This window comes from Rhizobium jaguaris, from assembly GCF_003627755.1.
GTDB lineage: Bacteria > Pseudomonadota > Alphaproteobacteria > Rhizobiales > Rhizobiaceae > Rhizobium > Rhizobium jaguaris.
The window spans coordinates 3,307,367-3,331,187 of sequence record NZ_CP032694.1; the positions used below are offsets into that span (position 1 = coordinate 3,307,367).

The 23,821-nt window shown below is 59.4% G+C and carries 26 protein-coding genes and 1 pseudogene; 16 read left to right on the forward strand and 11 right to left on the reverse strand.

What is annotated here, in order from left to right:
* The first annotated feature begins 11 nt into the window (after nt 1-11).
* Nucleotides 12-1,017: pseudogene (locus CCGE525_RS16120) on the forward strand (NAD-dependent epimerase).
* A 48-nt stretch (nt 1,018-1,065) separates the two neighbouring features.
* Here the strand turns inward: CCGE525_RS16120 and CCGE525_RS16125 are convergent.
* Nucleotides 1,066-1,524, reverse strand: a complete 459-nt coding sequence (locus CCGE525_RS16125) for an Lrp/AsnC family transcriptional regulator (RefSeq protein ID WP_120705164.1) — start codon at nt 1,522-1,524, stop codon at nt 1,066-1,068.
* A 247-nt stretch (nt 1,525-1,771) separates the two neighbouring features.
* Between CCGE525_RS16125 and CCGE525_RS16130 the strand changes: the two genes are divergently transcribed.
* From CCGE525_RS16130 to CCGE525_RS16140, 3 genes are read left to right on the forward strand one after another with little or no spacing between them, the layout of a single operon-like run.
* Complete coding sequence (locus tag CCGE525_RS16130) at nt 1,772-2,410, forward strand: AzlC family ABC transporter permease (protein ID WP_120705165.1); 639 nt, start codon at nt 1,772-1,774, stop codon at nt 2,408-2,410.
* On the forward strand, nt 2,403-2,702 hold the full coding sequence (locus CCGE525_RS16135; RefSeq protein WP_120705166.1) for an AzlD family protein: 300 nt from the start codon (nt 2,403-2,405) through the stop codon (nt 2,700-2,702). Before CCGE525_RS16130 ends, CCGE525_RS16135 begins: the two co-directional genes overlap by 8 nt.
* A 28-nt stretch (nt 2,703-2,730) precedes the next feature.
* Nucleotides 2,731-3,522: an alpha/beta fold hydrolase gene (locus CCGE525_RS16140; protein ID WP_120705167.1), complete on the forward strand. Its 792-nt coding sequence runs from the start codon at nt 2,731-2,733 to the stop codon at nt 3,520-3,522.
* On the opposite strand, the gene CCGE525_RS16145 is transcribed toward CCGE525_RS16140, so the two are convergent.
* Entirely contained in the window at nt 3,498-4,037 is a 540-nt protein-coding gene (locus tag CCGE525_RS16145; RefSeq protein ID WP_120705168.1) for a flavin reductase, read from the reverse strand. The genes CCGE525_RS16140 and CCGE525_RS16145 overlap by 25 nt on opposite strands.
* 247 nt (nt 4,038-4,284) lie before the next feature.
* Here CCGE525_RS16145 and CCGE525_RS16150 point away from each other — a divergent pair, with 247 nt between their 5' ends.
* The 3 genes from CCGE525_RS16150 to CCGE525_RS16160 all read left to right on the forward strand — a co-directional run bounded on the left by CCGE525_RS16150 (nt 4,285) and on the right by CCGE525_RS16160 (nt 6,733).
* On the forward strand, nt 4,285-4,857 hold the full coding sequence (locus CCGE525_RS16150) for a TetR/AcrR family transcriptional regulator (protein ID WP_120705169.1): 573 nt from the start codon (nt 4,285-4,287) through the stop codon (nt 4,855-4,857).
* 53 nt (nt 4,858-4,910) lie between these two features.
* A complete protein-coding gene (locus tag CCGE525_RS16155) occupies nt 4,911-5,780 on the forward strand; it encodes an SDR family NAD(P)-dependent oxidoreductase (RefSeq protein WP_120705170.1) in 870 nt (289 codons plus the stop codon).
* 155 nt (nt 5,781-5,935) lie between these two features.
* Nucleotides 5,936-6,733 (forward strand): creatininase family protein, encoded by a 798-nt coding sequence (locus CCGE525_RS16160; RefSeq protein WP_120705171.1) that lies wholly within the window; start codon nt 5,936-5,938, stop codon nt 6,731-6,733.
* Here the strand turns inward: CCGE525_RS16160 and CCGE525_RS16165 are convergent.
* A complete protein-coding gene (locus tag CCGE525_RS16165) occupies nt 6,721-7,689 on the reverse strand; it encodes a LysR family transcriptional regulator (RefSeq protein ID WP_120706437.1) in 969 nt (322 codons plus the stop codon). The genes CCGE525_RS16160 and CCGE525_RS16165 overlap by 13 nt on opposite strands.
* Nucleotides 7,690-7,873: 184 nt before the next feature.
* On the opposite strand from CCGE525_RS16165, the gene CCGE525_RS16170 reads away from it, so the two are divergent.
* From CCGE525_RS16170 to CCGE525_RS16195, 6 genes are all read left to right on the forward strand, one after another.
* Nucleotides 7,874-8,890 (forward strand): ABC transporter substrate-binding protein, encoded by a 1,017-nt coding sequence (locus CCGE525_RS16170; protein WP_120705172.1) that lies wholly within the window; start codon nt 7,874-7,876, stop codon nt 8,888-8,890.
* Nucleotides 8,891-9,129: 239 nt separating this feature from the next.
* Nucleotides 9,130-9,954 (forward strand): ABC transporter ATP-binding protein, encoded by an 825-nt coding sequence (locus tag CCGE525_RS16175; protein ID WP_120705173.1) that lies wholly within the window; start codon nt 9,130-9,132, stop codon nt 9,952-9,954.
* Entirely contained in the window at nt 9,954-10,820 is an 867-nt protein-coding gene (locus CCGE525_RS16180; protein ID WP_245472030.1) for an ABC transporter permease, read from the forward strand. Before CCGE525_RS16175 ends, CCGE525_RS16180 begins: the two co-directional genes overlap by 1 nt.
* A complete protein-coding gene (locus CCGE525_RS16185; RefSeq protein ID WP_120705174.1) occupies nt 10,820-12,133 on the forward strand; it encodes a cytosine deaminase in 1,314 nt (437 codons plus the stop codon). Before CCGE525_RS16180 ends, CCGE525_RS16185 begins: the two co-directional genes overlap by 1 nt.
* Before the next feature lies 1 nt (nt 12,134).
* Entirely contained in the window at nt 12,135-13,544 is a 1,410-nt protein-coding gene (locus CCGE525_RS16190) for an FAD-binding oxidoreductase (RefSeq protein ID WP_120705175.1), read from the forward strand.
* Nucleotides 13,541-14,122 (forward strand): NAD(P)H-dependent oxidoreductase, encoded by a 582-nt coding sequence (locus tag CCGE525_RS16195; protein WP_120705176.1) that lies wholly within the window; start codon nt 13,541-13,543, stop codon nt 14,120-14,122. The genes CCGE525_RS16190 and CCGE525_RS16195 overlap by 4 nt, the downstream gene beginning before the upstream one ends.
* A gap of 44 nt (nt 14,123-14,166) precedes the next feature.
* Here the strand turns inward: CCGE525_RS16195 and CCGE525_RS16200 are convergent, their stop codons facing one another.
* Together CCGE525_RS16200 and CCGE525_RS16205 are read right to left on the reverse strand one after the other, a co-directional pair.
* Nucleotides 14,167-14,556 carry a RidA family protein gene (locus tag CCGE525_RS16200; protein ID WP_120706439.1) on the reverse strand — a complete coding sequence of 130 codons (390 nt, stop codon included), beginning with the start codon at nt 14,554-14,556 and terminating at the stop codon, nt 14,167-14,169.
* 61 nt (nt 14,557-14,617) lie between these two features.
* Nucleotides 14,618-15,514, reverse strand: coding sequence for a DMT family transporter (locus tag CCGE525_RS16205; RefSeq protein ID WP_120705177.1), 897 nt, complete (start codon nt 15,512-15,514; stop codon nt 14,618-14,620).
* A 283-nt stretch (nt 15,515-15,797) separates the two neighbouring features.
* On the opposite strand from CCGE525_RS16205, the gene CCGE525_RS16210 reads away from it, so the two are divergent.
* Nucleotides 15,798-16,223, forward strand: coding sequence for a hypothetical protein (locus CCGE525_RS16210; protein ID WP_120705178.1), 426 nt, complete (start codon nt 15,798-15,800; stop codon nt 16,221-16,223).
* A 50-nt stretch (nt 16,224-16,273) separates the two neighbouring features.
* On the opposite strand, the gene CCGE525_RS16215 is transcribed toward CCGE525_RS16210, so the two are convergent.
* Both CCGE525_RS16215 and CCGE525_RS16220 read right to left on the reverse strand, forming a co-directional pair.
* Nucleotides 16,274-16,885, reverse strand: a complete 612-nt coding sequence (locus CCGE525_RS16215) for an alpha/beta hydrolase (RefSeq protein WP_120706440.1) — start codon at nt 16,883-16,885, stop codon at nt 16,274-16,276.
* Nucleotides 16,886-16,898: 13 nt separating this feature from the next.
* Nucleotides 16,899-17,831 carry a VOC family protein gene (locus CCGE525_RS16220; RefSeq protein ID WP_120705179.1) on the reverse strand — a complete coding sequence of 311 codons (933 nt, stop codon included), beginning with the start codon at nt 17,829-17,831 and terminating at the stop codon, nt 16,899-16,901.
* Between the two features lie 230 nt (nt 17,832-18,061).
* On the opposite strand from CCGE525_RS16220, the gene CCGE525_RS16225 reads away from it, so the two are divergent.
* Both CCGE525_RS16225 and CCGE525_RS16230 read left to right on the forward strand, forming a co-directional pair.
* Entirely contained in the window at nt 18,062-18,316 is a 255-nt protein-coding gene (locus CCGE525_RS16225; RefSeq protein ID WP_120705180.1) for a type II toxin-antitoxin system Phd/YefM family antitoxin, read from the forward strand.
* Nucleotides 18,316-18,726 (forward strand): type II toxin-antitoxin system VapC family toxin, encoded by a 411-nt coding sequence (locus CCGE525_RS16230; protein ID WP_120705181.1) that lies wholly within the window; start codon nt 18,316-18,318, stop codon nt 18,724-18,726. The genes CCGE525_RS16225 and CCGE525_RS16230 overlap by 1 nt, the downstream gene beginning before the upstream one ends.
* Here the strand turns inward: CCGE525_RS16230 and ung are convergent.
* From ung to CCGE525_RS16250, 4 genes are all read right to left on the reverse strand, one after another.
* Entirely contained in the window at nt 18,720-19,421 is a 702-nt protein-coding gene (gene ung, locus CCGE525_RS16235; RefSeq protein ID WP_120705182.1) for a uracil-DNA glycosylase, read from the reverse strand. The two genes, CCGE525_RS16230 and ung, sit on opposite strands and share 7 nt — an antisense overlap.
* A gap of 223 nt (nt 19,422-19,644) precedes the next feature.
* Nucleotides 19,645-20,232 (reverse strand): hypothetical protein, encoded by a 588-nt coding sequence (locus CCGE525_RS16240; RefSeq protein ID WP_120705183.1) that lies wholly within the window; start codon nt 20,230-20,232, stop codon nt 19,645-19,647.
* Nucleotides 20,233-20,379: 147 nt separating this feature from the next.
* Nucleotides 20,380-22,827, reverse strand: coding sequence for a GcvT family protein (locus CCGE525_RS16245; RefSeq protein WP_120705184.1), 2,448 nt, complete (start codon nt 22,825-22,827; stop codon nt 20,380-20,382).
* Nucleotides 22,824-23,717 carry a phosphotransferase gene (locus CCGE525_RS16250; protein ID WP_120705185.1) on the reverse strand — a complete coding sequence of 298 codons (894 nt, stop codon included), beginning with the start codon at nt 23,715-23,717 and terminating at the stop codon, nt 22,824-22,826. The genes CCGE525_RS16245 and CCGE525_RS16250 overlap by 4 nt, the downstream gene beginning before the upstream one ends.
* Nucleotides 23,718-23,821: the final 104 nt, after the last annotated feature.

Sequence of the window (23,821 nt, forward strand, 5' to 3'; positions counted from 1 at the left end):
AAGGCCGACAAATGCGTTATCTTATCACCGGAACCGCCGGGTTCATCGGGTTCCATCTCGCCAAGCGCCTGCTCGACGATGGGCATTTCGTCGTTGGCTTCGACGGCATGACGCCTTACTACGACGTCAGGCTCAAGGAAAAGCGCACCGCCATCCTTGCCCGCTCCAACGGTTTTAAGGCTGTCACCGGCATGCTGGAAGACAAGGCGGCGCTGGATCACGCCGCTGAGCTTGCAGAACCCGACGTCATCGTCCACCTCGCCGCGCAAGCCGGGGTGCGCTACAGCCTGGAAAATCCGCGATCCTATGTGGATTCCAACGTCACCGGCTCATTCAATGTATTGGAGCTGGCAAAAAGCCTGCAGCCGAAGCACCTGCTGCTGGCCTCCACCTCCTCGGTCTACGGCGCCAACGAGAAGATCCCCTTCGCCGAAAGCGACAAAGCCGACGAGCAGATGACAATCTATGCGGCGACGAAAAAGAGCATGGAGTTGATGGCGCACAGCTATGCGCATCTCTTTCGTATCCCGACCACCGCCTTCCGCTTCTTCACCGTCTACGGTCCGTGGGGCCGTCCCGACATGGCGCTGTTCAAATTTGTCGACGCCATCAGGAACGACCGGCCGATCGAAATCTACGGTGAAGGCAAGATGAGCCGCGATTTCACCTATATCGACGATCTCATCGAGGGCATCGTCCGGCTGATCGGTGTCGTGCCGTCGGAAGACAACCGCGTCGTTTCGGATACAGTCACCGACACCTTGTCGAAACACGCGCCGTTCCGCATCGTCAACATCGGCGGCGGCCAGCCAGTCGGGCTGATGAGCTTTGTCGAGACCATCGAAGCAATGCTCGGCAAAAAAAGCGATCCGGCACATGCTGCCGATGCAGCCCGGCGATGTGCACAATACCTATGCCGTGCCGGACCTGCTGGTGGCTTTGACCGGCTTCAAGCCGCAGATCGAAGTCGAAGAAGGTGTGCGCCGTTTCGTAGAGTGGTATCAGGAAAACTATTGAGCCGATGCCGCCGTAGGCGGCCTGTTGCTGGAAGCGGATTGAGCAGCATCAGATTGGCACTTGCCACGACTGCTTGATCTTCTGCATCGGAATTTCGGTCTTGATGTTTCTGACTCCTTTGATGCGGCCAAGGTGCTCCATCTGAAACCGTCTGTATCCGTCCAGATCCGGTGCTACGACCCTGAGTAGGAAATCGCAGTCGCCCGCCATGAGGTGGCACTCGACCACCTGTGGAAGCTTTTCAGCCGCCTCATAGAAAGCTGTCGTCGTCTCTTCGTCCTGGCTGGAAAGCCATATTCGGACAAAAACAGTGAAGCCCATATCGAGCTTTGCGGGGTCGAGGATGGCGACATATTGCTTGATGATACCTGCCTCTTCCAGCAACTTGACCCGCCTCAGACATGGAGACGGAGACAGTCCCACCTTTGCGGCCAGCTCAGTATTCTGGATTTTCCCATCCTGTTGCAGGACGCGGAGTATCGCGCGATCTAAGGAATCAAGTTTCATTGGAGTTTTCCGCCAGGAAGTATGTGATCGTTGGCATATTCTGCCAATTTTTGAAGATTTCGGCCGCAAAACGCAACCAAAATCGCGAATGACTGGGCTACTCTCTCGCTCGTATGTCGCTCAAGGTGTCGGCAATTCGAGATGAGAAGGGTTTGCAAAGGTGGCGGACTGCGTTTCAGGTGATGTCAGCGTCCGATCGCAGGGACGTTCAGAGGGGTGGCGAGGTCTCAGGGATTCGATACCGGTGATGTTGGGCTTCGTGCCTTTTGCACTGGTACTTGGAGCACGCGCGGCTGCTAAAGGGTTCAGTCTTGGAGAAGTGCCTTTGATAACGGGATTGAACTTCGGCGGCGGCTCGGAGTTCGCGGCTGTCGAACTTTGGACGTCTCCCCCGCACATTCTCCTCATTGTCGCCATCACGTTTCTGGTCAACAGCCGCCACCTCCTGATGGGTGCGGCACTCGCTCCCTTCATCCGACACCTGTCGAAGAAAAAGGCTTTCATGGCACTGTTCTTCATGTGCGACGAAAGCTGGGCAATGGGTCTCGCCGACGCGAAAAAGTCGAGCACGACCTTGAGCCTCGGCTATTTCTTCGGCGTCGCCCTCGGCCTCTATTTCAGCTGGGTTATCTTCACGACAATAGGAGCTTTCGTGGGGCCAATTCTTGGCGATGTCACACGATATGGCTTTGACATGGCATTCCCCGCCGTATTTTTCGTGATGCTCGCCGGAATGTGGAAAGGTGCGAAAGCGGCACTTCCCTGGCTGGTCAGCCTGCTCGTCGCCGCAACCACATACCTGGTGTTTCCCGGGGCTTGGTATGTTCCCGCCGGGGCTCTTTCCGGTGTATTCTCTGCATTCCTGTTGGCGCGGACTGATGTCTGATCCTTCATTTGTTATTACCATCATCTGCATGGCAGCGGTTACCTATCTGACGCGTATCGGAGGATATGTCTTCTTGCGCAACCGCACGCTAAGTCCTCGTTTGCGGACCGTAATGGAGAATGCCCCCGGTTGCGTGCTGATCACGGTCATCGCGCCGGACTTCGTCACTGGACGCCCAGCCGATCTCATCACCCTTGCGCTCACGATGTTGGCGGCTACCCGACTACCAGTGCTTCCCACAGTGCTGATCGCAATCGCTTCGGCTGGTATTCTTCGCCACACGCTGGCGTGAGTTCCCATTCTTTAGGTAGGCTGGAAAAATGGCAGAGATCGTGGAGGCAGAGCACTGGATTGAGAGCCCGGGCGGACGCCTCTATGCCAAATCATGGGCGCCATGCGATCTGAATTCCAAGTCGCCGATAATCCTGTTTCACGATTCTCTCGGATGCGTTGCGCTCTGGAAGGATTTCCCGCAGCTGCTGGCAGGTTCTCTCGGGCGACGTGTGATCGCCTATGACCGATTGGGCTTTGGTCGCTCCGATGCTCGTACGGACATTTTGGAGCGAGACTTCATCGCCTTGGAAGCCGAACGCTTCGTACCCCTCCTCTGCGAGCAATTGGCGGTTCCGGAATTTGTCGCCTGTGGGCACAGCGTGGGCGGCGGCATGGCGGTGGAAACGGGAGCCAAGTTTGCCGGGTGCAAAGCCGTGATTACCATCGCCGCCCAGGTTTTCGTGGAAGATAAGACGCTGCAGGGTATCAGGATCGCTCGGCAGGAATTTGCGTCGGTCGATAATGTTGCCCGGCTTGCCAAATATCACGGCGACAAAGCTGATTGGGTGCTGCGCGCGTGGATCGAAACCTGGCTTGCTCCGGAATTCGCGGCATGGAATCTCGATGCAGCACTTGGGCGACTGCGGTGTCCGGTGATCGCCATTCACGGCGACCGTGATGAATATGGTTCACTTGCCCATCCACGTCGGATCGCGGCAGGCCGCGGATCATTCCATATTTTTCCGGACGCTGGACATTCGCCACATCGCGAACGTCCTGCCCTAGTCATGGGGGTAATTAAAGACTTCCTGGCCTATTCGGCCGATCCCGCCGGATGATAGGCCCGGTCGAAATAGATGAGCCCCTGCCCGCCGTCGCGCAGGCGGATGGCATCGACTTCGCACATCAGGATATCATGCGTTCCGCCATCGGCGCGATGCACGATACGGCAATCGAACGAAACGAGCGCATCCTCCAATGCCGGCGCGCCGGTTGACAGTTCCGACCATGCAGCTGCGGCAAAACGCTCCGCTACCGGCGTCTTGCCGCCAAAGAGGCGCGACAGGTCCTGATGTCCCTCCGAAAGCACGTTCACGCAAAGCACACCATTTTCCGTGACCGCCGGATGAACCGAAGCCGTGCGGTTGAGACAAACCAGCAGCGTCGGCGGATTGTCGGTGACGCTGCAAACGGCTGTTGCGGCAAACCCTGCCAGCCCAGCCGGTCCATTGGTCGTCACGATGCTGACAGCGGCTGCCATCCGCGCCATGGCGTTGCGAAACTCGGATTTGACCACATCGGGATCGGCGACAGGCACAGCCCTCTCGATCGCTACGGATGTTTTCATGTTCATTCCTGTGTCCCCACAACTGGCGCCGGATGTGGGCAAAAGTAGTGGGTCGCGAGGCTTATCTCAAGCAATGGCGTTTCACTGGACCGGTATCGGAGGAGCAATTAGTTTTCTATAAAATCTATAAACAAAAAGAAAAGCAATCCTGCGAACCCCTTTCGTACATCCCTTGAATTCTGAAACGCATCATGTTGACACCATCGACCAAGGATCTTATAACTGAGGATGTACTCACTCATTAAATGAAGCCATGGCACGTCCCCTCAGTGAAGAAAAGCGCAACGCCATTTTAGCGGCAGCGGCCGAGGCCGTCGGCTCGCTTGGCGTTTCCGCCTCCACGGCGAAGATCGCCAAGGATGCCGGCATCGCCGAGGGAACATTGTTCGTCTATTTCCCGACGAAGGACGACCTGCTCAATGAACTCTACCTTGCGCTCAAAGCGGACATGAAGGCTGCCATCGCCGCCGGCTATCCGACAGAGGCGAGCGTGAAAGAGCGTTGCGAACATCTGTGGAACCAGTCCATCGATTGGGGCGCGAAAAACCCGGCAAAACGGAGAGCCTTGCGGCAGCTCGGCGTTTCGGACAAAGTGACCGAGGCGAGCCGCAAGGCCGGCATGGCTGCCTTCCGCGACATTCAATCGATGCTGGACGAAGGTTTTCAGTCAGGCATTTTACGGCAGCAGCCGAAGGACATGCTTGGCGCCACCACCGACGTGCTGACAGATATGGTCCTCGAATTCATCCACCGGGATCCCGGCAATATCGAAAGCTACCGGCGCGCAGGCTTCGAGACCTACTGGGGCGCAATTTCCAATAAATGAGCTCTTTTTATTTCGACAAATAATGAGCATGTACTCACTCAAAGGAGACAGAGATGTCAAAGACATGGTTGATAACAGGAAGCGCCAATGGATTGGGGCGTACGCTCGCCGAGGCCGTTCTCGACAGTGGCGACCGTCTAGTGGCGACGGCACGCAATCCGGGCCGGCTCGATGACCTGACCAAGCAGTATGGCGATCGGATCAAGGTCGCCGCCCTTGACGTAACCGACGCCGTTGCGGCGAGAGCGGCAGTCCAAACTGCCGTCGATACCTTCGGCGGCCTCGACGTGCTCGTCAATAATGCCGGTTTCGGGCATATGTCACCGTTCGAACAGGCATCGGAAGAAGAGTTCAAGGCGCAGATCGATACGAACTTCTACGGTGTCGTCAACCTGACGCGGGCCGCCCTGCCCATCATGCGCGCGCAGCGCTCCGGCCACATCATCAACATCTCCTCCGTGGGCGGTCGCACCAGCATACCGGGCCTCAGCGCCTATCAAGCCGCCAAATGGGCAGTCGGCGGCTTCACCGAGGTCCTCGCCAAAGAGGTCACGTCTTTCGGCGTCAAGGTCATTGCGCTCGAGCCCGGCGGCATGCGTACCAACTGGGCTCAGACCGCCGCAGGCACGGATGTCGAGCTGCTGCCCGACTATCAACCGAGTGTCGGTGCTGTCTATGGCATGCTGAAGCACCTCGCGGGCAAGGAATTCGGCGATCCGCAAAAGATCGCGAAGGTGATCCTCGATCTGGTTCAAAGGGACACTCTGCCCAACCACCTCCTCCTCGGCAGCGATGCTCTCTTCGTCTTCGGCCTGGCGGAAGCGGCACGCACAAAGGCAGCGGCGGAATGGGAACAAGTCAGCCGCTCAACTGACTTCGAGGGCAGCGACGTCTCGGTCTTCACAGGCGGCGCGCTCGAATGAACCGCGGACAGCATCGCGGCCGACTACGGCCGCGATGCCCGTTCCGCCGGATGTGCACACAAAAAGGCAGCGGCACGCCCGCAAATTGATGCTTTCCCCCGCCATCATGCTTGCCGTATCCGTTGTGAAAGAGAAGCACATGAGAGGAAATGGCGATGGCAAAGCCCTTCTATTGGAACGAACTGACCACCTATGATTTCGCCGGCCTCTCGCCCGACACCACGATCGCCATCCTGCCGATCGCCTCGACCGAACAGCATGGTCCACATCTGCCGATCGCGACCGACGTCGCCATCGCCAATGGCATGCTGGCCGAGTTGAGGGCACAACGCCCGGACGACCTCGACTTCCTGGTGCTACCGACCCAGGAAATCGGCAAGGCCAACGAACATATCTACGGCCCCGGCACGCTCTCCCTCAGCGCCGAGCTGCTGATCCCGGTCTGGACGGCGGTCGGCGCGAAGGTTGCCGAAGCCGGCATTCGCAAGATGGTGATCGTCAATTCCCATGGCGGCAATCTCGACATCATGGGCATCGTTGCGCGCGAACTGCGCGTGCGCTACCAGATGGCGGTCGTCGCCACGCAATGGACGCGCTTCGGCACGCCGGACGGCATGATCAGCGACCATGAGCAGCGCTACGGCATCCATGGCGGCGACGTCGAAACCTCGCTGATGCTGCATTTCCGCCCCGAGCTGGTACGGATGGACAAGGCTGAAAACTTCGTCTCCAAGGCGGAATGGATGAAGGAGCAGTCGAAATACCTGCAGCCGCTGCCGCCGCATTCACTTGCCTGGATCGCCCATGATCTCAATCCCAATGGCGTTGTCGGCGATGCCGCCAACGGCACGGCGGAAAAAGGCGCGCTCATCTGCCGCCATCAAGTGCAGGGCTTCATCGAAATGCTGCGCGATCTCCGGGACTACCCCTTGTCGAACCTCTATTCGAAATAGGCTTCCGGCCGGCGGCGTTCCGATGCTGCCGAAATGTGCCCTTTCGCCTGCAGCTCCTCCACCAGGCCGGCCAGTTCGGCGAGCAGATATTCCACGAACAGGCTGGTCGCCGCATCGAGCGGCGCACGCGTGCGGGCAAAGAGCTTCATCGGCTGATGCCGCGAATGCGGCTCGGCGATCGACCGGAATACGAGTTCGCCGCGCCGACATTCGGTGATGACGTCGAGCGGGTTCAACAGCGTCAGCCCCGCCCCGCATTTGACGAGCTGCTTCAACATCTCCGACGCGTTGGTTTCCAGTACGGGTTCCACCTGCACCGATAGCCGCGCCAGCGTCAGATTGATGACGTCGCGCAGGCTGGTGCCAGGCTGCGCCAGCAGCAGCCGCTCCTCCACGACATCGGCAAGATTGATCGGCCCCGGCCCGATCAGCGGATGCCCCGGCGGCAGCACGACGCCGATCGGGATGTCGAAATTGCCGAGCGAACGGATGCCCGGTGTCGCTGGGATGTTGAAGCCAAGGCCGATATCGACTTCGCCTGACAGGACCGGCGCCATCGTCGTCGAGCCGGCATCGTTGCGCAACTGGATAAAGACGCGCGGATGTTCGGAGAGAAAGCGCGCAATGATCTCCGGCAGCGGCCCGGAGGCAAGGCCGACGGTCGTGACGATCCTAACCTTGCCGGCCTGCTGCATCTTCAGACTGCGGATGCGTCCTTCCAGCCGCTCGTAATTCTTCAGCACCTCGCGGATATGCTCGATGCAGAGCTCGCCTGCCGCCGTCAGCCTGAGGCCGCGCGGCAGCCGTTCGAACAGCGGCGCTCCCATCTCTTCTTCCAGCGCCAGGATCTGCCGGTTGATGGCGGAGGACGCCACATTGAGCCTCGCCGCCGCCTTGCGGATCGAGCCGCAGCGGGCAATCTCATTGATGTAAAGAAGCCGTCTCGAGTGCAGCATGCGCATCCCCATTGCATAAATTTTGCCCAGGCCGCACAATTTAGGCACAGGTGCGTGCTGAGATGCCTAAAAGGCATCAATGCGCACGAATTTTGATGCTTTTCAAAGCGCGACGCAATCGCTCAAATGCGGAAAATGGGCGTCAATCGCGGCGTCCCATGGCAGATAAGGGGAACAACCGGCCATGTCCAATGCATTGAAGACCAAAGCATTTCTCGCCGTCATGAGCCTCGTGGCCGCTGTCGCCGCGGCACAGCCGGCGAACGCCCTCGACAAGGTGACCTATGGGACCAACTGGCTGGCGGAGGCAGAACATGGCGGCTTCTACCAGGCGATTGCCGATGGCACCTACAAAAAATACGGCCTGGATGTCGAAATTGTCCAGGGTGGCCCCAATGCTGCCAACCAGGCGCTGCTGATTTCCGGCAAGATCGATTTCTACATGGGTAGCCCACAACAGGAAATCGATGCCGTCAAACAGGGCATCCCGATCGTCGACGTTGCCGCCATCTTCCAGAAGGACCCACAGGTGCTGATCGCCCATCCGGACGCCGGCGTCGACAAATTCGAGGATCTCGCCAAGCTGCCGACGATCTTCCTTGGCAAGGACGGCTACGTCACGTTCTTCGAATGGATGAAGGCCAATTTCCCCGGCTTCAAGGACGAACAATACAAGCCCTATAATTTCAGCCCGGCGCCGTTCCTCGCCGACAAGCAGTCGGCGCAGCAGGGTTATCTGACCTCCGAACCCTATGAAATCCAGAAGCAGACCGGCTGGGAACCGAAGGTCTTCCTGCTCGCCGACAGCGGCTATTCGCCCTATTCGACGATGATCACCACGCAGACGTCGCTCGTTCAGAAGAACCCAGACCTCGTGCAGCGTTTCGTCAGCGCCTCGATCGAGGGCTGGTACAACTATCTCTACGGCGACAACAAGGCGGCCAACGAGCTGATCAAGAAGGACAATCCGGATATGACGGACGGCCAGATCGCCTATTCCATTGCCAAGATGAAGGAATACGGCATTGTCGAATCCGGCGACGGGCTGGACAAGGGCATCGGCTGCATCACCGACGCGCACTACAAGAAATTCTTCGACGAAATGGTGCAGATCAAGGTGTTTACCGCCGATACGGATTACAAGAAAGCCTTTGACCCGCAGTTCGCCTGCAAGGGCGTCGGCATGTCGCTGAAGAAGTGACGGTCAAGCAGAGCAGCCCCTCATCCTCGCCCCCTCCCCGCTCGCGGGGAGGGGGAACGACAGAGCAAAGGGCGCGATCGCCGAACAACAAGAGCTGCAACTGCCGCCATAGGCTATGGTGATTGAGATCGGCAGGCATGAACACGATAGTCCCCTCTCCCCGCTAGCGGGGAGAGGGTAAGGGTGAGGGGCAATTCTTGCTCTGAAGCCGATTGCTGACATCGACAGAGAGCCAGAGCATGACCATACCCAATGCAACCGCTGCCCCCACGACAGAAGCACGCAAGCGGCCGCTGGTCGTGATGGAACAGGTCTCCAAAGTCTTCTCCAACGGCACGCTGGCGCTCTCCGGCATGTCGATCAACGTTGAAAGCGGCGAGTTCATCAGCCTGCTCGGCCCCTCCGGCTGCGGCAAGTCGACGGCGCTGCGCATCATCGCCGGCCTCGGTGGCGCCTCCAGCGGCACCATCGACTGGCCGAGTTCACGCATCAATTCCGGGGGCCTGCCGGAAGGCGATATCGGTTTCGTCTTCCAGGAGCCGACACTGCTGCCGTGGAAGACCGTCTTCGGCAATGTCCATCTGCCTATAAAACTGCGCGGCGTTTCCAAAGTCGCGGCCTACGACCAGATCATGGGAACATTGGCGACCGTCGGTCTGCAGGATTTCGCCGACGCCTATCCGCGCGAATTGTCCGGCGGCATGAAGATGCGCGTCTCCATCGCCCGTGCGCTGGTCACCAAGCCGAAGCTGCTGCTGATGGACGAGCCCTTTGCGGCGCTCGACGAGATCACCCGTCAGAAGCTCAACGACGATGTGCTGCGGCTATGGAAGAACACCGGCATCACGGTGATCTTCGTCACCCATTCCGTCTACGAGTCCGCCTATCTCTCAAACCGCATCGTCGTGATGAAAGCGCGCCCCGGCCGTGTCCACGCCGATTTTCCACTGGACACCAGCGGCGAACGCGACCTCCTTTACCGGTCTTCCGAAGAATACCGGCAGGTTTGTGAGAAGGTGTCCCGTTCCCTGATCGAGGCCATTGGTTGGCCGGAGGCGCATTGATGAGCGACAGCACCAGCCTACACGTCAGCCTCTCGACAGAAGCGGCCAATGTGCCATCCGAACCCGCCGTCCGGACTGGAAATGCCGAACGCTCGCTCGGCATTCTGGTACCGCTGCTGACCGTCGCCATCCTGATCGTCCTTTGGCAACTTCTCGTCGTCGGCGCCAACATTCCGCAATATATTCTGCCCAGTCCGCTCGCCGTCGCGAAATCGCTCGTGTCGGACTGGGGCATCCTCTCGCCGGCGCTCTGGGTGACGACCGAGATCACCTTCATCTCGCTGGCGCTGGCGCTGATCGGCGGCGTCGGCTTTGCGATTTTCCTCGTGCAGTCGCGCTGGATCGAACTCGCCTTCTATCCGCTCGCCGTCATCCTGCAGGTGACACCGATCGTGGCGATCGCGCCGTTGATCCTGATCTACGCTCCGACCCGCGAATCAGCTCTGCTGATCTGCGGTTTCCTCGTCGCCTTCTTCCCGATCCTCTCCAATATGGTGCAGGGGCTGAAGAGCGTCGACCACAACCTTCTGAACCTCTTCGATCTCTACGGCGCCTCGCGCTGGCAGACGCTGTTGCATCTGAAGCTGCCGGCAGCCCAGCCCTATTTCATGACAGGCCTCAGGATCGGCGGCGGCCTGTCGCTGATCGCCTCAGTGGTCGCTGAATTCGCCGCGGGTTCTGGCGGCCCCAACTCCGGCCTTGCCTTCCGGCTGCTGGAAGCGCAATACCGCCAGAACATGCCGCGCCTGTTTGCCGCCCTGCTGCTGCTTTCGGCGCTCGGCGTCGCCATCTTCGCCCTCACTTCCTTCATCTCATGGCTGAGCCTGCATCGCTGGCACGAAAGCAGCCTCAAGCGGGAGAACTGATGTCCTACTCCTTCATGTCCCCGCCGAACGCGGCGCGCTTCGTGCTGAGCAACGCCACCGTCCCCGCCGTGACGCTTGCCGGCTTCACCGGCTCGGCAAGTGAGGGCCTTATGAAAGCCGACATCGTCGTTGCGGATGGTCTCATCAAGGACATCCTGCCGGCCGGCAGTGCGCCGGCGGAATTCGCCAAGGCGGACATGAGGGACGGCATGGTCTGGCCGACCTTCGCCGACATGCACACCCATATCGACAAGGGCCATATCTGGGAGCGCCGCGCCAATCCGGACGGCAGTTTCATGGGCGCTCTCGACGCCGTGCGTGCCGATCGCGAGGCCAATTGGTCGGCTGACGATGTCAGGAAGCGGATGGAATTTTCGCTGCGCTCAGCCTACGTCCACGGCACCAGCCTGATCCGCACCCATCTCGATTCGCTGGCGCCGCAGCACCGCATTTCTTTCGAGGTGTTCTCGGCGGTGCGCGAAGCCTGGAAAGACAAGATCGCGCTGCAGGCCGTCGCCCTCTTCCCGCTCGATGCCATGACCGAGGACGCCTTCTTCACCGACCTCCTCATGGTGATCCGCGATGCCGGCGGCCTGATCGGTGGCGTCACGCAGATGAACCCCGATATCGACCGCCAGCTCGACAAGCTGATCCGCGCCGCCGCGGACAACGGCCTGGACATCGACTTGCACGTCGACGAAACGGAAGACAAACAGGTTCTGACGCTTAGGGCGATTGCCGAGGCGGTGCTGCGCAACGGCTTCACCGGCAAGGTCACCGCGGGCCATTGCTGCTCTCTTGCGCGTCAGGACGAGGATGTTGCTGTCGCCACCATCGATCTCGTCGCCAAGGCGGGGATTTCGGTGGTCTCGCTGCCGATGTGCAATATGTATCTGCAGGACCGGCATACGGGCCGTACACCGCGCTGGCGTGGCGTCACCCTTCTGCACGAGCTGGCGGCCGCCGGCGTGCCAACTGCGGTTGCCTCCGACAATATCCGCGATCCCTTCTACGCCTATGGCGATCTCGATCCCGTCGAGGTCTTCCGCGAGGCTGTCCGCATCCTGCATCTCGACCATCCGCTGGATACCGCCGCCCGGGTGATCACCACGTCTCCTTCAGCCATTGTTGGCCGCCCCGATATTGGCCGTATCGCCGTGGGCGGCCTCGCCGATCTCGTCCTCTTCAGCGCCAGGCGCTGGAGCGAATTCCTCTCCCGTCCGCAGTCCGACCGTGTCGTCCTTCGCAAAGGCAAAGTGATTGACCGTAGCCTGCCGGATTACCGCGAACTCGATACCGTTATTGGAGCGTGACATGCCGGATTATCAGCTCATCAAGAAAGAACTCGAAGGCATCGCCGTCGAAGACAATCCGGCGCTGGTGCGCCAGAAGAGCCGTGATTTCTACTGGTATTCGCCGATCCTGAAGGCACAGCTCGACAATGTCACCGCCGACCTCGTCGTGACGCCGAAGACCGAGGAAGAGGTGATCCGCACGCTGAAGGTGGCCTATGCCCATGATGTGCCGGTCACTCCGCGCGGCGCCGGTACTGGCAACTACGGTCAGGCCATGCCGCTTTCGGGCGGCATTGTGCTGAACCTCGCAGCCATGAACAAGGTCAAGGAAATTCATCCCGGCCGCGTCATCTGCGAGCCGGGCATTGTCATCGCCGAGCTCGACCGCCAGACCAAGGCGCATTCCGGCCAGGAGCTGCGCTTTCATCCCTCCACCGCGCAGACGGCGACCATCGGCGGCTTCATCGCCGGCGGCTCCGGCGGCGTCGGCTCGATCACCTGGGGCGGGTTGCGCGATATAGGCAATATCCTGCGCCTGCGCGTCGTCACCATGGAGGCCAAGCCGCGCGTGCTCGACCTCACCGGCTGGGACCTGACCAAGGTCAGCCATGCCTACGGCACCAATGGCATCATCACCGAGATCGAAATGCCTCTCGCCCCGGCCTACGACTGGGTGGATGTGCTGGTCGGCTATGATAATTTCATGGACGCCGTGCGCTTTTCGGATGCGCTCGCCAAATGCAACGGCATCCTGGTCAAGGAGATCGCGCCGATAGCGGCCCCCATCCCTTACGAATATTTCGCCCGCCACAAGCCCTATATCCGTCAGGGCCAATCGATCGTGGCCCTGATGATCGCTCCGCATTCCATGGACCCGTTCCTGGCCTTCACCAGCCAGCAGAAGGGCGAGATCACCTTCCGCTCCGATAAGGTCGAGAGCATGAAAGGCATTCCGCATGCCTATGAACTCGCCTGGAATCACACGACGCTGCGCGCCATCAAGGTCGACCCGACCATCACCTATCTGCAGGTGCAGTATCCGGGTCCGGATCACGTCGCAAAAGTACAGAAGATGGTCGAGATCTTTGGCGACGAGGTGCCCGGCCATCTCGAATTCATCAAGTTCGACGGCCAGATCCAATGCTCCGGCCTGCCGCTTGTGCGCTACACATCGGAGGCGCGGCTGGAGGAGATCATCCGTATCCATCAGGATCACGGCTGCCCGATCTTCAATCCGCATCGCTATACGCTGGAAGAAGGCGGCATGAAGCAGACGGATACCGTCCAGCTCGCCTTCAAGAAAGAGACGGACCCGAAGGGCCTGCTTAACCCCGGCAAGATGATCGCCTGGGACAATCCCAACTTCGATTTCAAGGCCGGCCAGAACTATCTCTTCCCCGGTCTTGCGGCGCTGATGGAGGCCTCGTGAGGGTTCTCGTCCTCCATTCGCATCCCGTCGAGGAAAGTTTTGGCGCGGCCCTGCACCGACAGACGATCGAGAGCCTGAAGGCGGCCGGCCACGAGGTGGACGACTGCAATCTCTACGCCGAGGGCTTCGACCCTGTGCTCTCTCGTCATGATCGAATGATCTATCACGATTATCCCGAGAATACCGAGGCGGTGAAAACCTATGTCGAGCGGCTCCAGCGGGCCGAAGCCTTGGTTATTGTCACGCCGGTCTGGAATTTCGGCTTTCCGGCGATCCTGAAAGGCTATTTCGACCGCGTCTGGCTGCCGGGCGTCACTTTCGAGCTGGTGAACGGCAAGGTGACGTCGAAGCTGCGGCATATCCGCAAGCTCGGCGCCGTGATGACCTACGGCGCCGATCCCTTCCGCGCCTTCATCGTCGGCAATCCGCCGAAGAAAATCATCAAGCGCATGCTCCGCGCCATGATCAAACCTTTTGCCCCGGTGGTCTTCCTCGCCCATTACGACATGAACCGCTCGACGGACGAGACGAGAAAGCGGTTCCTAGAGAGGGTGAAGCGGGAGATGGAGCGGTTCTGATCGGCGCAATGGATAGAGCCACGCTTTGCCGCGAAGATATTCGCTCACACCACCTTCGCCGCCGTCACCTCGACCTCTACCAGAAATTCCGGTCGCGTAAACCCACCGACGATGATCAGGGTGGAGACCGGTTTTGGCTCAAGCGTATAGCGGTCACGCACGGCCATATAGGCTGGAAAATCTTCGCGCTTGGTGACGAAACCGGAGATACGAATGACGTCGGCGAAGCTCATGCCCGCCTCCTCGAGGATCGACTTGATCGCCTCGAAGCAGAGTTCGGCCTGGCTCGTGATGTCAGATGGAATGTTGTCGTCAAGCGCGATGCCGAGTTGGCCGGAGGTGACCAGCAGGCTGGCGCCCGGCGGCACCAGCAAGCCGTGATTGTAGTTGCCGAAAGGGCGGCGAACAGCAGGGGGATTAAAGGTCTTCTTCATCAGCATCGGTTCCCATTGGTCGCGCCGATTTCAGCATTTCACTGGCACCCAGACAAGCCGCTCAGAGCACTTGCGCCGGCTCCACCGCCCGGTTTCGCCGCACTTCCAGCAGAATATGGCCGAAGAGCGCGGCGAGCACGATCGGGCCGCCGATCAACGTCGCCTGCGACGGACGCTCTGCTAGGAACATCCAGACCCACAACGGCGTCAGCGGCACTTCGAGCGAGGTCAACAAGGTGGCATCGGCAGCCGGTATCAGCCGTGAACCGAAGGTATAAAGGCTGAGACCCATAGCGTTCTGAATAATGCCGAAGGCGATGATCAGACCGAGATCATGTCCCGACACCATCATCGGCGAAGCGAACCAGAAGGTGATGAAGGAGCAGAGCCAGGCGGACAAGGCCATCGCCGGCAGCATCGGCACATTCCGGTGCTGGCGCATGACGACGGCAAGACCGGCGACTGTCAGCGTCATGACGCCGGCCAGGACCTTGCCGAGCCAGCCACCGCTGCCGCCCGCCTCTCCGGAGAGCATGACGATTACGCCGAGGAGCGCGACGGCGCTGGCGACCAGCGTCGCCATGCTTGGGCGCTCCCTGATGAAGACATAGGCAACACCCGCGGTGACGAAAGGCACGGTTGCATAGATCACCATGGCATCGGCGACGGAGGTATAATAGATCGAGCCAATGCCGCTGATCATGGACGCGGTGGAAAACACCGTCGCAGCCAGCGACGGCCAACGCATGGTGCGAAGAATGCGCCAGCCCCTGCCGCGCTCAAGATAGAAGAACAGCGCAAAGACACCGAGGCCCGAGACGATGCCGCGGCAAAAGAGGATGGTCATCAAATCCGCATGGATCGAGCGTACGAACAGGCCGGAGCTCGACCAAGCCAGGGCTGAACACGCTACATAGACTACGCCCAGCCGATATTGCTGCTGCTCCGCCAGCGTCACGACGATTCTCCCCCAACCCTTTTAGGCTTCGACTATTAACGAGCAGCGGGCTGAGCGACAAGCAAAGCTTGCGGCGCGGTGTGTCGCGAACGCAGGAAGAAGTGCGGCGGTTGCAGGCTTGCCACGCCCATGGTTGTGTGTGCCCGTAGGCCGGGCTTCGCCGGCACGTGCCGACGATTTGGCGCCGCCCGGTTTCCGACGAATTCAACCAAAAGCAACCCGTCCGTCTTGCGGATATTTCGAGCGCCTTTACGGTATGGATGATTCGGCAGAGGGAGATTCAATGCAGCTATTGCTGGCAAGCCTGTTTGCATGCGGCTGCGTGAGCCTGGTCGATGCCGTGCCGTGGCCCGTCGCCGAAAGCTATATCAACCCCGTCGTGGATTGCAGCCAAAGCACCAATCCAGCGGCCTGCCGGCACACACGCGATACCTGGAAGGTGGACTATGGCGACGCCATTTCGGGGAAATCTCAAGGCCAGAGGAACGTCGCCTTCTGCCTGAGCACAGGCTGCGACAAGGCCATCCAGCCAGACAAGATCCTCGGCTGCGCATGGCAAATCGTGATCGCAAAATCCGGACAGGCCGAGCCGGATGGAACGGACGCCTTGAACCTTAAGCGCTTCTGTGGGCCAGACTATGTTGCCCAGGCCGACCGACGAGCGGCCGAGACCCAGGCAGGAACCATGCTGATGATGATCGGCAAATAATCAGACCCAAGGCAGTCGATGACCGCCTTGCGTCTGAGCTGTACCTGCAACTACGCGTAGGGCGCGAAGAAGCTGTGGATCGCTTCGATCTCATTCGGGCGGATATCGTGACCGCCCGAATGCCAGTCGAGCGTCACCTCGGCCTTCTGCCGCGTGAAATAATCCGCCAGCGCCTTGGTCACCGGCGCCGGCGAGATCGGGTCGCGTTCGCCGGCAGTGATCAACACCCGGCTGCCGTTAAGCTTGGCGTTGTCGCGCGGCTGGAACGGGATCAGCGGATGCATCAGCACGGCCGCGTTGAAGAGATCGCCATGCTCGATGAGCACGTTGGCGAGAATATTCGCGCCATTGGAAAAGCCGAGACCAAGCACCTGTGAGGCGCCGTGGTCGACGGCCAGGCTCCTGACATAGGTGGCCATTTTCTCGGTTGCCCGGGCAAGGTCGGCCATGTCGTAGACGCCCTCGCCCGTGCGCCGGAAGAACCGCGCCGCGCCATATTCCGAAACGTCGCCACGCGGCGAGACGATCGTCGCTTCCGGCAGCAGACGGCTGGCGAAATCGAAGAACTGGTTCTCGTCACCGCCCGTACCGTGGAAGGTAAAAAGAATAGGCTTGCCGGGTGCACCGGGCTTCACCCGGTGCACATAGATCGTATCCGTCATGATAACCCCCTGATTAAGCGTCCAGCGGTTCGAGATGCTGCTCGAGCAGCGCTCGCAGATGAGCATGCTGTTCCGGCAGCTTCAGCGCCTCGCCGAGATGGGCCGTATCCTCGTCACGGTTGAATCCAGGCTCGTTGGTGGCGACTTCGAACAGCACGCCGCCAGGCGTGCGGAAATAGATCGCCCAGAAGTAATCACGGTCGATGACCGGCGTGACCTGGTATCCCGTATCCATCAGCGCCTTGCGCACCTCGAGCTGCTTTGCGCGGTTCTCGACAGCAAAGGCGACATGGTGGACGGAGCCCGCGCCGGGAAGCGCACGGCCGATATTCGGCATGGATTCCAGGTCAACGAAATCGGCACCGTTGCCGCCGGGAATAGCCAGCCGCTTGACGCCTTCATGCGTATCGACCACTTCATAGCCCATATACTTCAGCAATTCGCCCGTGGCGCCATCGTCCCGCAGCCGCATGGCGACGGAATGAAAGCCTCTGATGGCATGTTCGGCATCGACGCCGCCATGCGTCCAGGGTTCACGATGATCGTCCTTAACCTCGACAAGCGCGAAACCGTCACCATCCGGGCCTGCGAAATGCAGGCGCTTCTGGCCGAAGGATTCATCGGCCTTGAGAGCTTCGACGCCCTGATTGCCGAGCCGCTCGGTCCAATAGCCGATCGCGCCTTCCGGAATGGCGAAAACGGTATTGCCGACTTCGCCGGTGCCCGGACGGCCGCGTGCCATCTTCGGGAACGGAAAATAGGTCATGATCGTGCCCGGCGTGCCGATCTCGTCACCATAGTAGAGGTGATAGACATCGGGCGCATCGAAATTGACGGTCTTCTTTACCCGGCGCAGGCCGAGCGTATTCGTGAAGAACTTGTTGTTGGTGCGGGCGTCTTCCGCCATCGACGTAACGTGGTGAAGACCCTTGATCTGATTGAGCATCTCTAACCCCTTGTCTCGCCCGCAACAGCAGGCGTTTCTGATGAGCAGAAGATGGTCCCAGAGGCCGCTTTTCGATAGCCCCCAATAGCCAAACGGATTGTCTCCGATTTTTGAACGATAAATTGTCATCGTTCAATGGTCATTTCTCGCGAACATCCGACCTATTGGTATTGCCTAAGGCAATAACCCATATTAATTTAATCTAGACAGTCTAGCTAGGAGATCGGTCGATGGATTGGCCGTTACAGGATGCCAAAAATCAATTCTCGAAAGTCGTGCAGAAGGCACGCAGCGAAGGTCCGCAAACGGTGACGTTGCGCGGCGAGCGCGCGGTCGTTGTTCTCTCCGCTGAGGACTACGACGCCCTGCGGGCCAACAGGCCCAGCCTGGTCGATGATCTGCTATCAGGATCTGCCTGGGACGATGAATTCGCCGACGCGGTGACAACGCGAGACAAGGCGCCAAGCCGGGATGTCGCCTTCTGATGTATCTGATCGATACCAACATCATTTCCGAAGCGCGTCGCGGCAGCGCGGAAGCAACAGCCTGGTTACGCACGGCCGATCCGTCGACCGTTTATCTCAGCGTCATCACGCTCGGCGAAGTCATGCGCGGGATCGCCCTGAAGCGAAAGTCCGATCCGCGAACCGCAGGACATCTGGAGGAATGGCTGCGTAAGCTTCGCCATGATCATAGCGGCCGTATCCTGCCCATCACAGACCAAATCGCCGTCGAATGGGGACGTATCGCGGCGCTGCGTCCACGCGGCGATGCCGACGGGCTGATCGCAGCCACTGCAATCGTCCATGACCTGATTGTCGTTACACGCAATGTCAGCGATTTTGATGATACCGGCGTACCGGTGATCGATCCTTGGGATCAAGAATCTTACTGACGACCGGGATCACTCGGCAAAGCCCAGTCGATCGGATCCTTGCCGTGCTCGGCCAGATAGACATTCGCCTTGGAGAAATGCCGACAGCCGAGGAAACCGTTATGGGCTGAAAGCGGCGACGGGTGTGCGGCTTTCAGCACGAGATGCCGCTCAGTATCGACGAAAGCGGCTTTCTTCTGCGCGTAGGAGCCCCACAGCATGAAGACCACGCCGTCGCATTCGTCGTTGACCCGGCGGATGACGGCATCGGTGAAGCGTTCCCAGCCCTTGCCCTGATGCGAGGCCGCCTGCGATTCCTCGACCGTCAGCACGCTGTTGAGCAAAAGCACACCCTGCTTCGCCCAGCTCTCGAGAAAGCCGTGACGAGCCGGCGAAATGCCGAGATCGGTTTCCAGTTCCTTGTAGATATTGACCAGCGACGGCGGGATGCGCACGCCGGGGCGAACGCTGAAGCACAGCCCATGCGCCTGGCCGATGCCGTGATAGGGGTCCTGCCCGAGGATTACGACCTGCACTTCATCGAGCGGTGTCAGGTTCAAGGCCCGGAAATATTCGCTGCCGCGCGGAAAGATCACCTTGCCGCGCTGCTTCTCTTCGACAAGAAAGGATTTAAGCTGCTGCATATAGGGGCTGACGAATTCCTCTGACAGCGCCTCTTTCCAGCTCTCTTCCAGCTTGATGCCTGCTTCCGCCATCGTCCCTCGCCTCGACCTTTTGTCCGCATTTCGATTGAGGATGAAAGCGCCGGCGTGTCAAGAAAATGGCCGATGCCAAGGCCAAGAGATCACAGTTTTCAAGAGAACGAGCGAGTTTGATCGGGATCTTACATGGTTGATGCGACCAAATAATTGCTTTGCAGGCCACAGCAAATGCGCTCCATTCTCCAGCGAATTTTCTTGCCCATTCCCGCCCGTGCGATCAGCATTTGCTTGCTCGCCTCGCTGCTCGTACCGGAGCAATGGCCTGTCTTATTCCTGGCGTATTGAATTGCACTTTCACTGAACCAACATCATCCGTGACCTCAAAGCCAACTGTTTTGGCTGCCTGCAGTTGATCGAGCAGGCTCCGATTGACATGGTTAAAGGAAACCTCGCCGCCACCTTGACGGTTAGCCACGATATCTCTGGTCACAATTTTTCCGTTGACTATAAGCTTCAGAGAGATTTTGTCTTGAGGGGTACCGCTCCAAGCCTTGCTATAGACCGAAATATTGATGTCGCTATGGATGCATGTGATCGTGAAACTTTGGTCCTGGTAGGTAAGATGTTCGGGACCATCATGGATCGCTGCAATCAGCGGAGTGCCTTTCGCCTTCTTTCCATTGGCATCGATGATCTCGGAATCCAGCAGATTATAGACGTTAAACTCACCAACAAGGTGATGATATTTGTTCTCGACAGCACGAGCGTTCGAGTTCACGGAGCGAGGTTGGGCCCAGCAGGTGCCCAAACTTGAAATCAAAAAGCCGATCAGAGCGAGGGAGTGAGCAATTTTCATGTCTGACATATGCATCTATTCCAACGAGTTCCGGGTACGTCTGAATCGACGCATAATTCCCGATTAAAGCGATACTTGTTTTTTCGATTTTTGCTACATCACAGCCGCAGATTGCAATATTTCACCTGATCCTATCCGGCGCTGCTTCGTCCATGATCAAGCCTTGATCCGCGCCATCTGCGGGTCATACAGCGGCTTCAACGACACCTGGCAGGGGACGCGACGTTGGGCAACGTCGAGCTCATACCGCCCCCCAAGCACGAAATCCTCGGTAACCCCGTCAGGATCGCGAACATAGCCATAACCGATTGGCTTGCCGATCGTGTAGCCATAGCCGCCGCTCGACAGCCAGCCGACGCGCTGGCCGTTGCGATAGATCGTCTCGCGGCCGAGCAGCACGGTTTCAGGGTCATCGGGCACGAAGCACGCGAGCAGCTTTTTCACACCGGAGGCCAGTTGCCGCTCGACAGCCTCCCGGCCGCGGAAGGCGATGTTCTTCTTCATCTTCACTGCCCAGGCCAGCCCCGCTTCAACCGGAGTGTGATCCGGCCCGATATCGGAACCCCAGGCGCGATAGCCCTTTTCCAGCCGACAGCTTTCGATGGCACGGTAACCGGCATTGATGAGACCGTGCTCACGGCCGGCAGCCATCAGCGCATCGTAGACCGTGGCCGCATATTCCACCGGCACATGCAGCTCGTAACCGAGCTCGCCGACATAGGTCACGCGCAGCGCCCGAACCGGGCAGCCGGCGATGCCGACGGTCTTCACCCGCAGGAAAGGAAACGCCGCATTCGCAACATCGTCCGAGGTGACGGCTTCCAGCACCATGCGCGAAGTCGGCCCCATCAGAGACAGCACGGAATAGGCGGAGGTTATGTCCACCAGTTCGGCATGCATCTCGGCCGGAATATTTTTTGCGATCCAGTCGAAATCATGCGTGGCAAAGCCTGTACCCGTCGTGATGTAGAATTCGTTCTCGGCCACACGTGCCACGGTGACATCGCATTCGATCCCGCCTCGGTCGTTCAGCATCTGCGTGTAGGTCAGGTTGCCGACCGGCTTGGCGACGTCGTTGGACGCGATCCATGAAATCGCCGCTTCAGCGTCCCGTCCCTTCAGCACGAATTTTGCAAAAGACGTCTGATCGAAAATCACCGCCGCCTCGCGCACCGCCCTATGCTCACGACCGACCGCAGCAAACCAGTTCTGCCGGCCATAGGTGTAGACGTCCTTCGGCTCCTCGCCTGCAAAGAGATCGGCAAACCAGTTCGGCCGCTCCCAGCCGAGCTTTTCGCCGAAACAGGCGCCCTGCGCCTTCAGCCGGTCATAGAGCGGCGATTTGCGGCAGGGGCGGCCGCTCGAATGTTCTTCGAACGGCCAGGCCATGGTGTAATGCTTGCCATAGGCTTCCAGCGTGCGGGTGCGCACCCAATCCGTATCGAAATGCGGACGGCCGAAGCGCCTGATGTCGACCGGCCAGAGATCATAGGGCGGTTCGCCCTTCACCACCCATTCGGCGAGCGCCATGCCCGCACCACCCGCGGAAGCGATGCCGAAGGCGTTGAAGCCGGCGCCGATGAAGAAGTTCCGAAGCTCGGGAGCCTCGCCAAGGATGAAATTGCCGTCGGGGGTGAAGCTCTCGGGTCCGTTCAGAAGCTGCTTGATGCCCGCCGTCTGCAGCGCCGGCACACGCATCAGGGCCTGCTCCATGATCTGCTCGAAGTGGTTGAAGTTGCTATCGAGCAGCGTGTAGTGGAACTCTTTGGGAATGCCGTCGATCGCCCAGGGGATCGGATTCGGCTCATAACCGCCCATGACCAATCCGCCGACCTCTTCCTTGTAATAGGTCAACCTGTCCGGATCGCGCAGCGTCGGCAGGTTCGAGGGCACGCCGAAGGATTCGGTGATGAGGTACTGATGCTCGACGGACACGAGCGGCACATTGACGCCGAAGCGCGCCGCAAAGCTTCGCGTCCATTGCCCGGCGCAAACCACGACGCACTCGCATTCGATGCGGCCATTGTCGGTGATAACAGCGCGGATCCTGCCCTTGTCGATCTCCAGATCGAGAACTTCGGTATCTTCGAAAATCGAAACGCCGGCCATGCGCGCGCCCTTCGCCAGCGCCTGGGTGATATCGGAAGGATTGGCCTGCCCGTCGGTCGGCAGATAGGCCGCACCGATGAGATCGTCTATGTCCATCAGCGGCCAGAGATCGAAGGCCTCCTTCGGCGTCAGCAGATGCATCTGCAGCCCGAAGGATTGCGCCGTCGTCGCCTGCCGCTTCACTTCCGTCCAGCGCTCCTCGTTGCAGGCAAGGCGCAGGCCGCCGTTCATCTTCCAGCCGGTGGCGAGCCCCGTTTCGGCCTCCAGCCTCTTATAAAGGTCGACGGAATAGCCGAGCATCTGGGTAATATTGGCGCTGGTCCGCAATTGTCCGACGAGACCGGCGGCATGAAACGTCGTGCCCGAGGTCAGCTTCTTTCGCTCCAGCAGGACCGTATCGGTCAGCCCGAGCTTGGCAAGGTGATAGGCTGTGGAACAGCCGACGATACCCCCGCCGATGACGACCGCCTTCGCTGTGTGGGGCAGTTCTTTCATCGCATCACCTCAAAAGAATTCCGGAATGATTGATAGGTGCGTTCAAATCGCGTCAGATTTTCGCTCGTATAGGCTGAATAATCGAAATCAATATGGGAATGGATTTCCGAAACCATGCTCCACATCGTCTCGCGCAACAGCGAGGCGCATTTCATTGCCTGATAGCGCCGACATAGTTCATCACCCACCGGCGCCTCGAAATAGGCTTCCAGCATCGCCGTTTCCTGGCCCTCGGAGAATTCATTGTTGGAGGCAAGACCACCGAGATCGAAGAGCGGCGTATTGAAACCCGCATAATCCCAATCGATCAGCCAGAGCCTTTTTCCATCGTCGAGAAAATTGCCCGCCAGCAGATCGTTATGGCCGAAAGCGATATCGAAAGGCCTGGCGGCCTGCTCCAGTCGCCCCGCAATATCGAGGAGGGAAGGCAGCAATGCTCTGTGCCGACTCTCGCCTTCCTCGAGAACGGCTGCATAGTCGCGCACGACATGGAAAACCCAGAAAATCGCGGCAGCACCGCGAAAATACTTCGCAACATTCTGGTGGCAGGAACGGACAAGCGGTACAATCCGCGTCAGCATCATGGGGTCGCGAATATCCTCCGCTGCAAGCGGTTTGGCGTCGATGTAATCCAGCACAAGGACACCCGGCTCATAGTGAATGACAGCGGGCGACAACCCCGCCGCATGCGCGGCCTTGCTCGCGGCAAGCTCGTTGGCACGGCTGATATGGTGAACCGGAACGTCCGTTCCCAACCTGACGACAAAATGCTGGCCGCCGTCGGTGACCAGGTAATTGCGATTGGTGATGCCGCCCATGAGCGGAGCGATCTCGATCGATCCGCGCCAAATGCCAAGAGCATGTATCTTGTCTTCGGGCGTTACGGTCATCCCACCTCCGGCGCGGCAGTAGCGCGTCTTTCGGATGCAAAAGGTTCCCCACAAAAGGAGAACTGTCAAGAACTACCCACAAAATGAAACGAGCATTTGGTTTT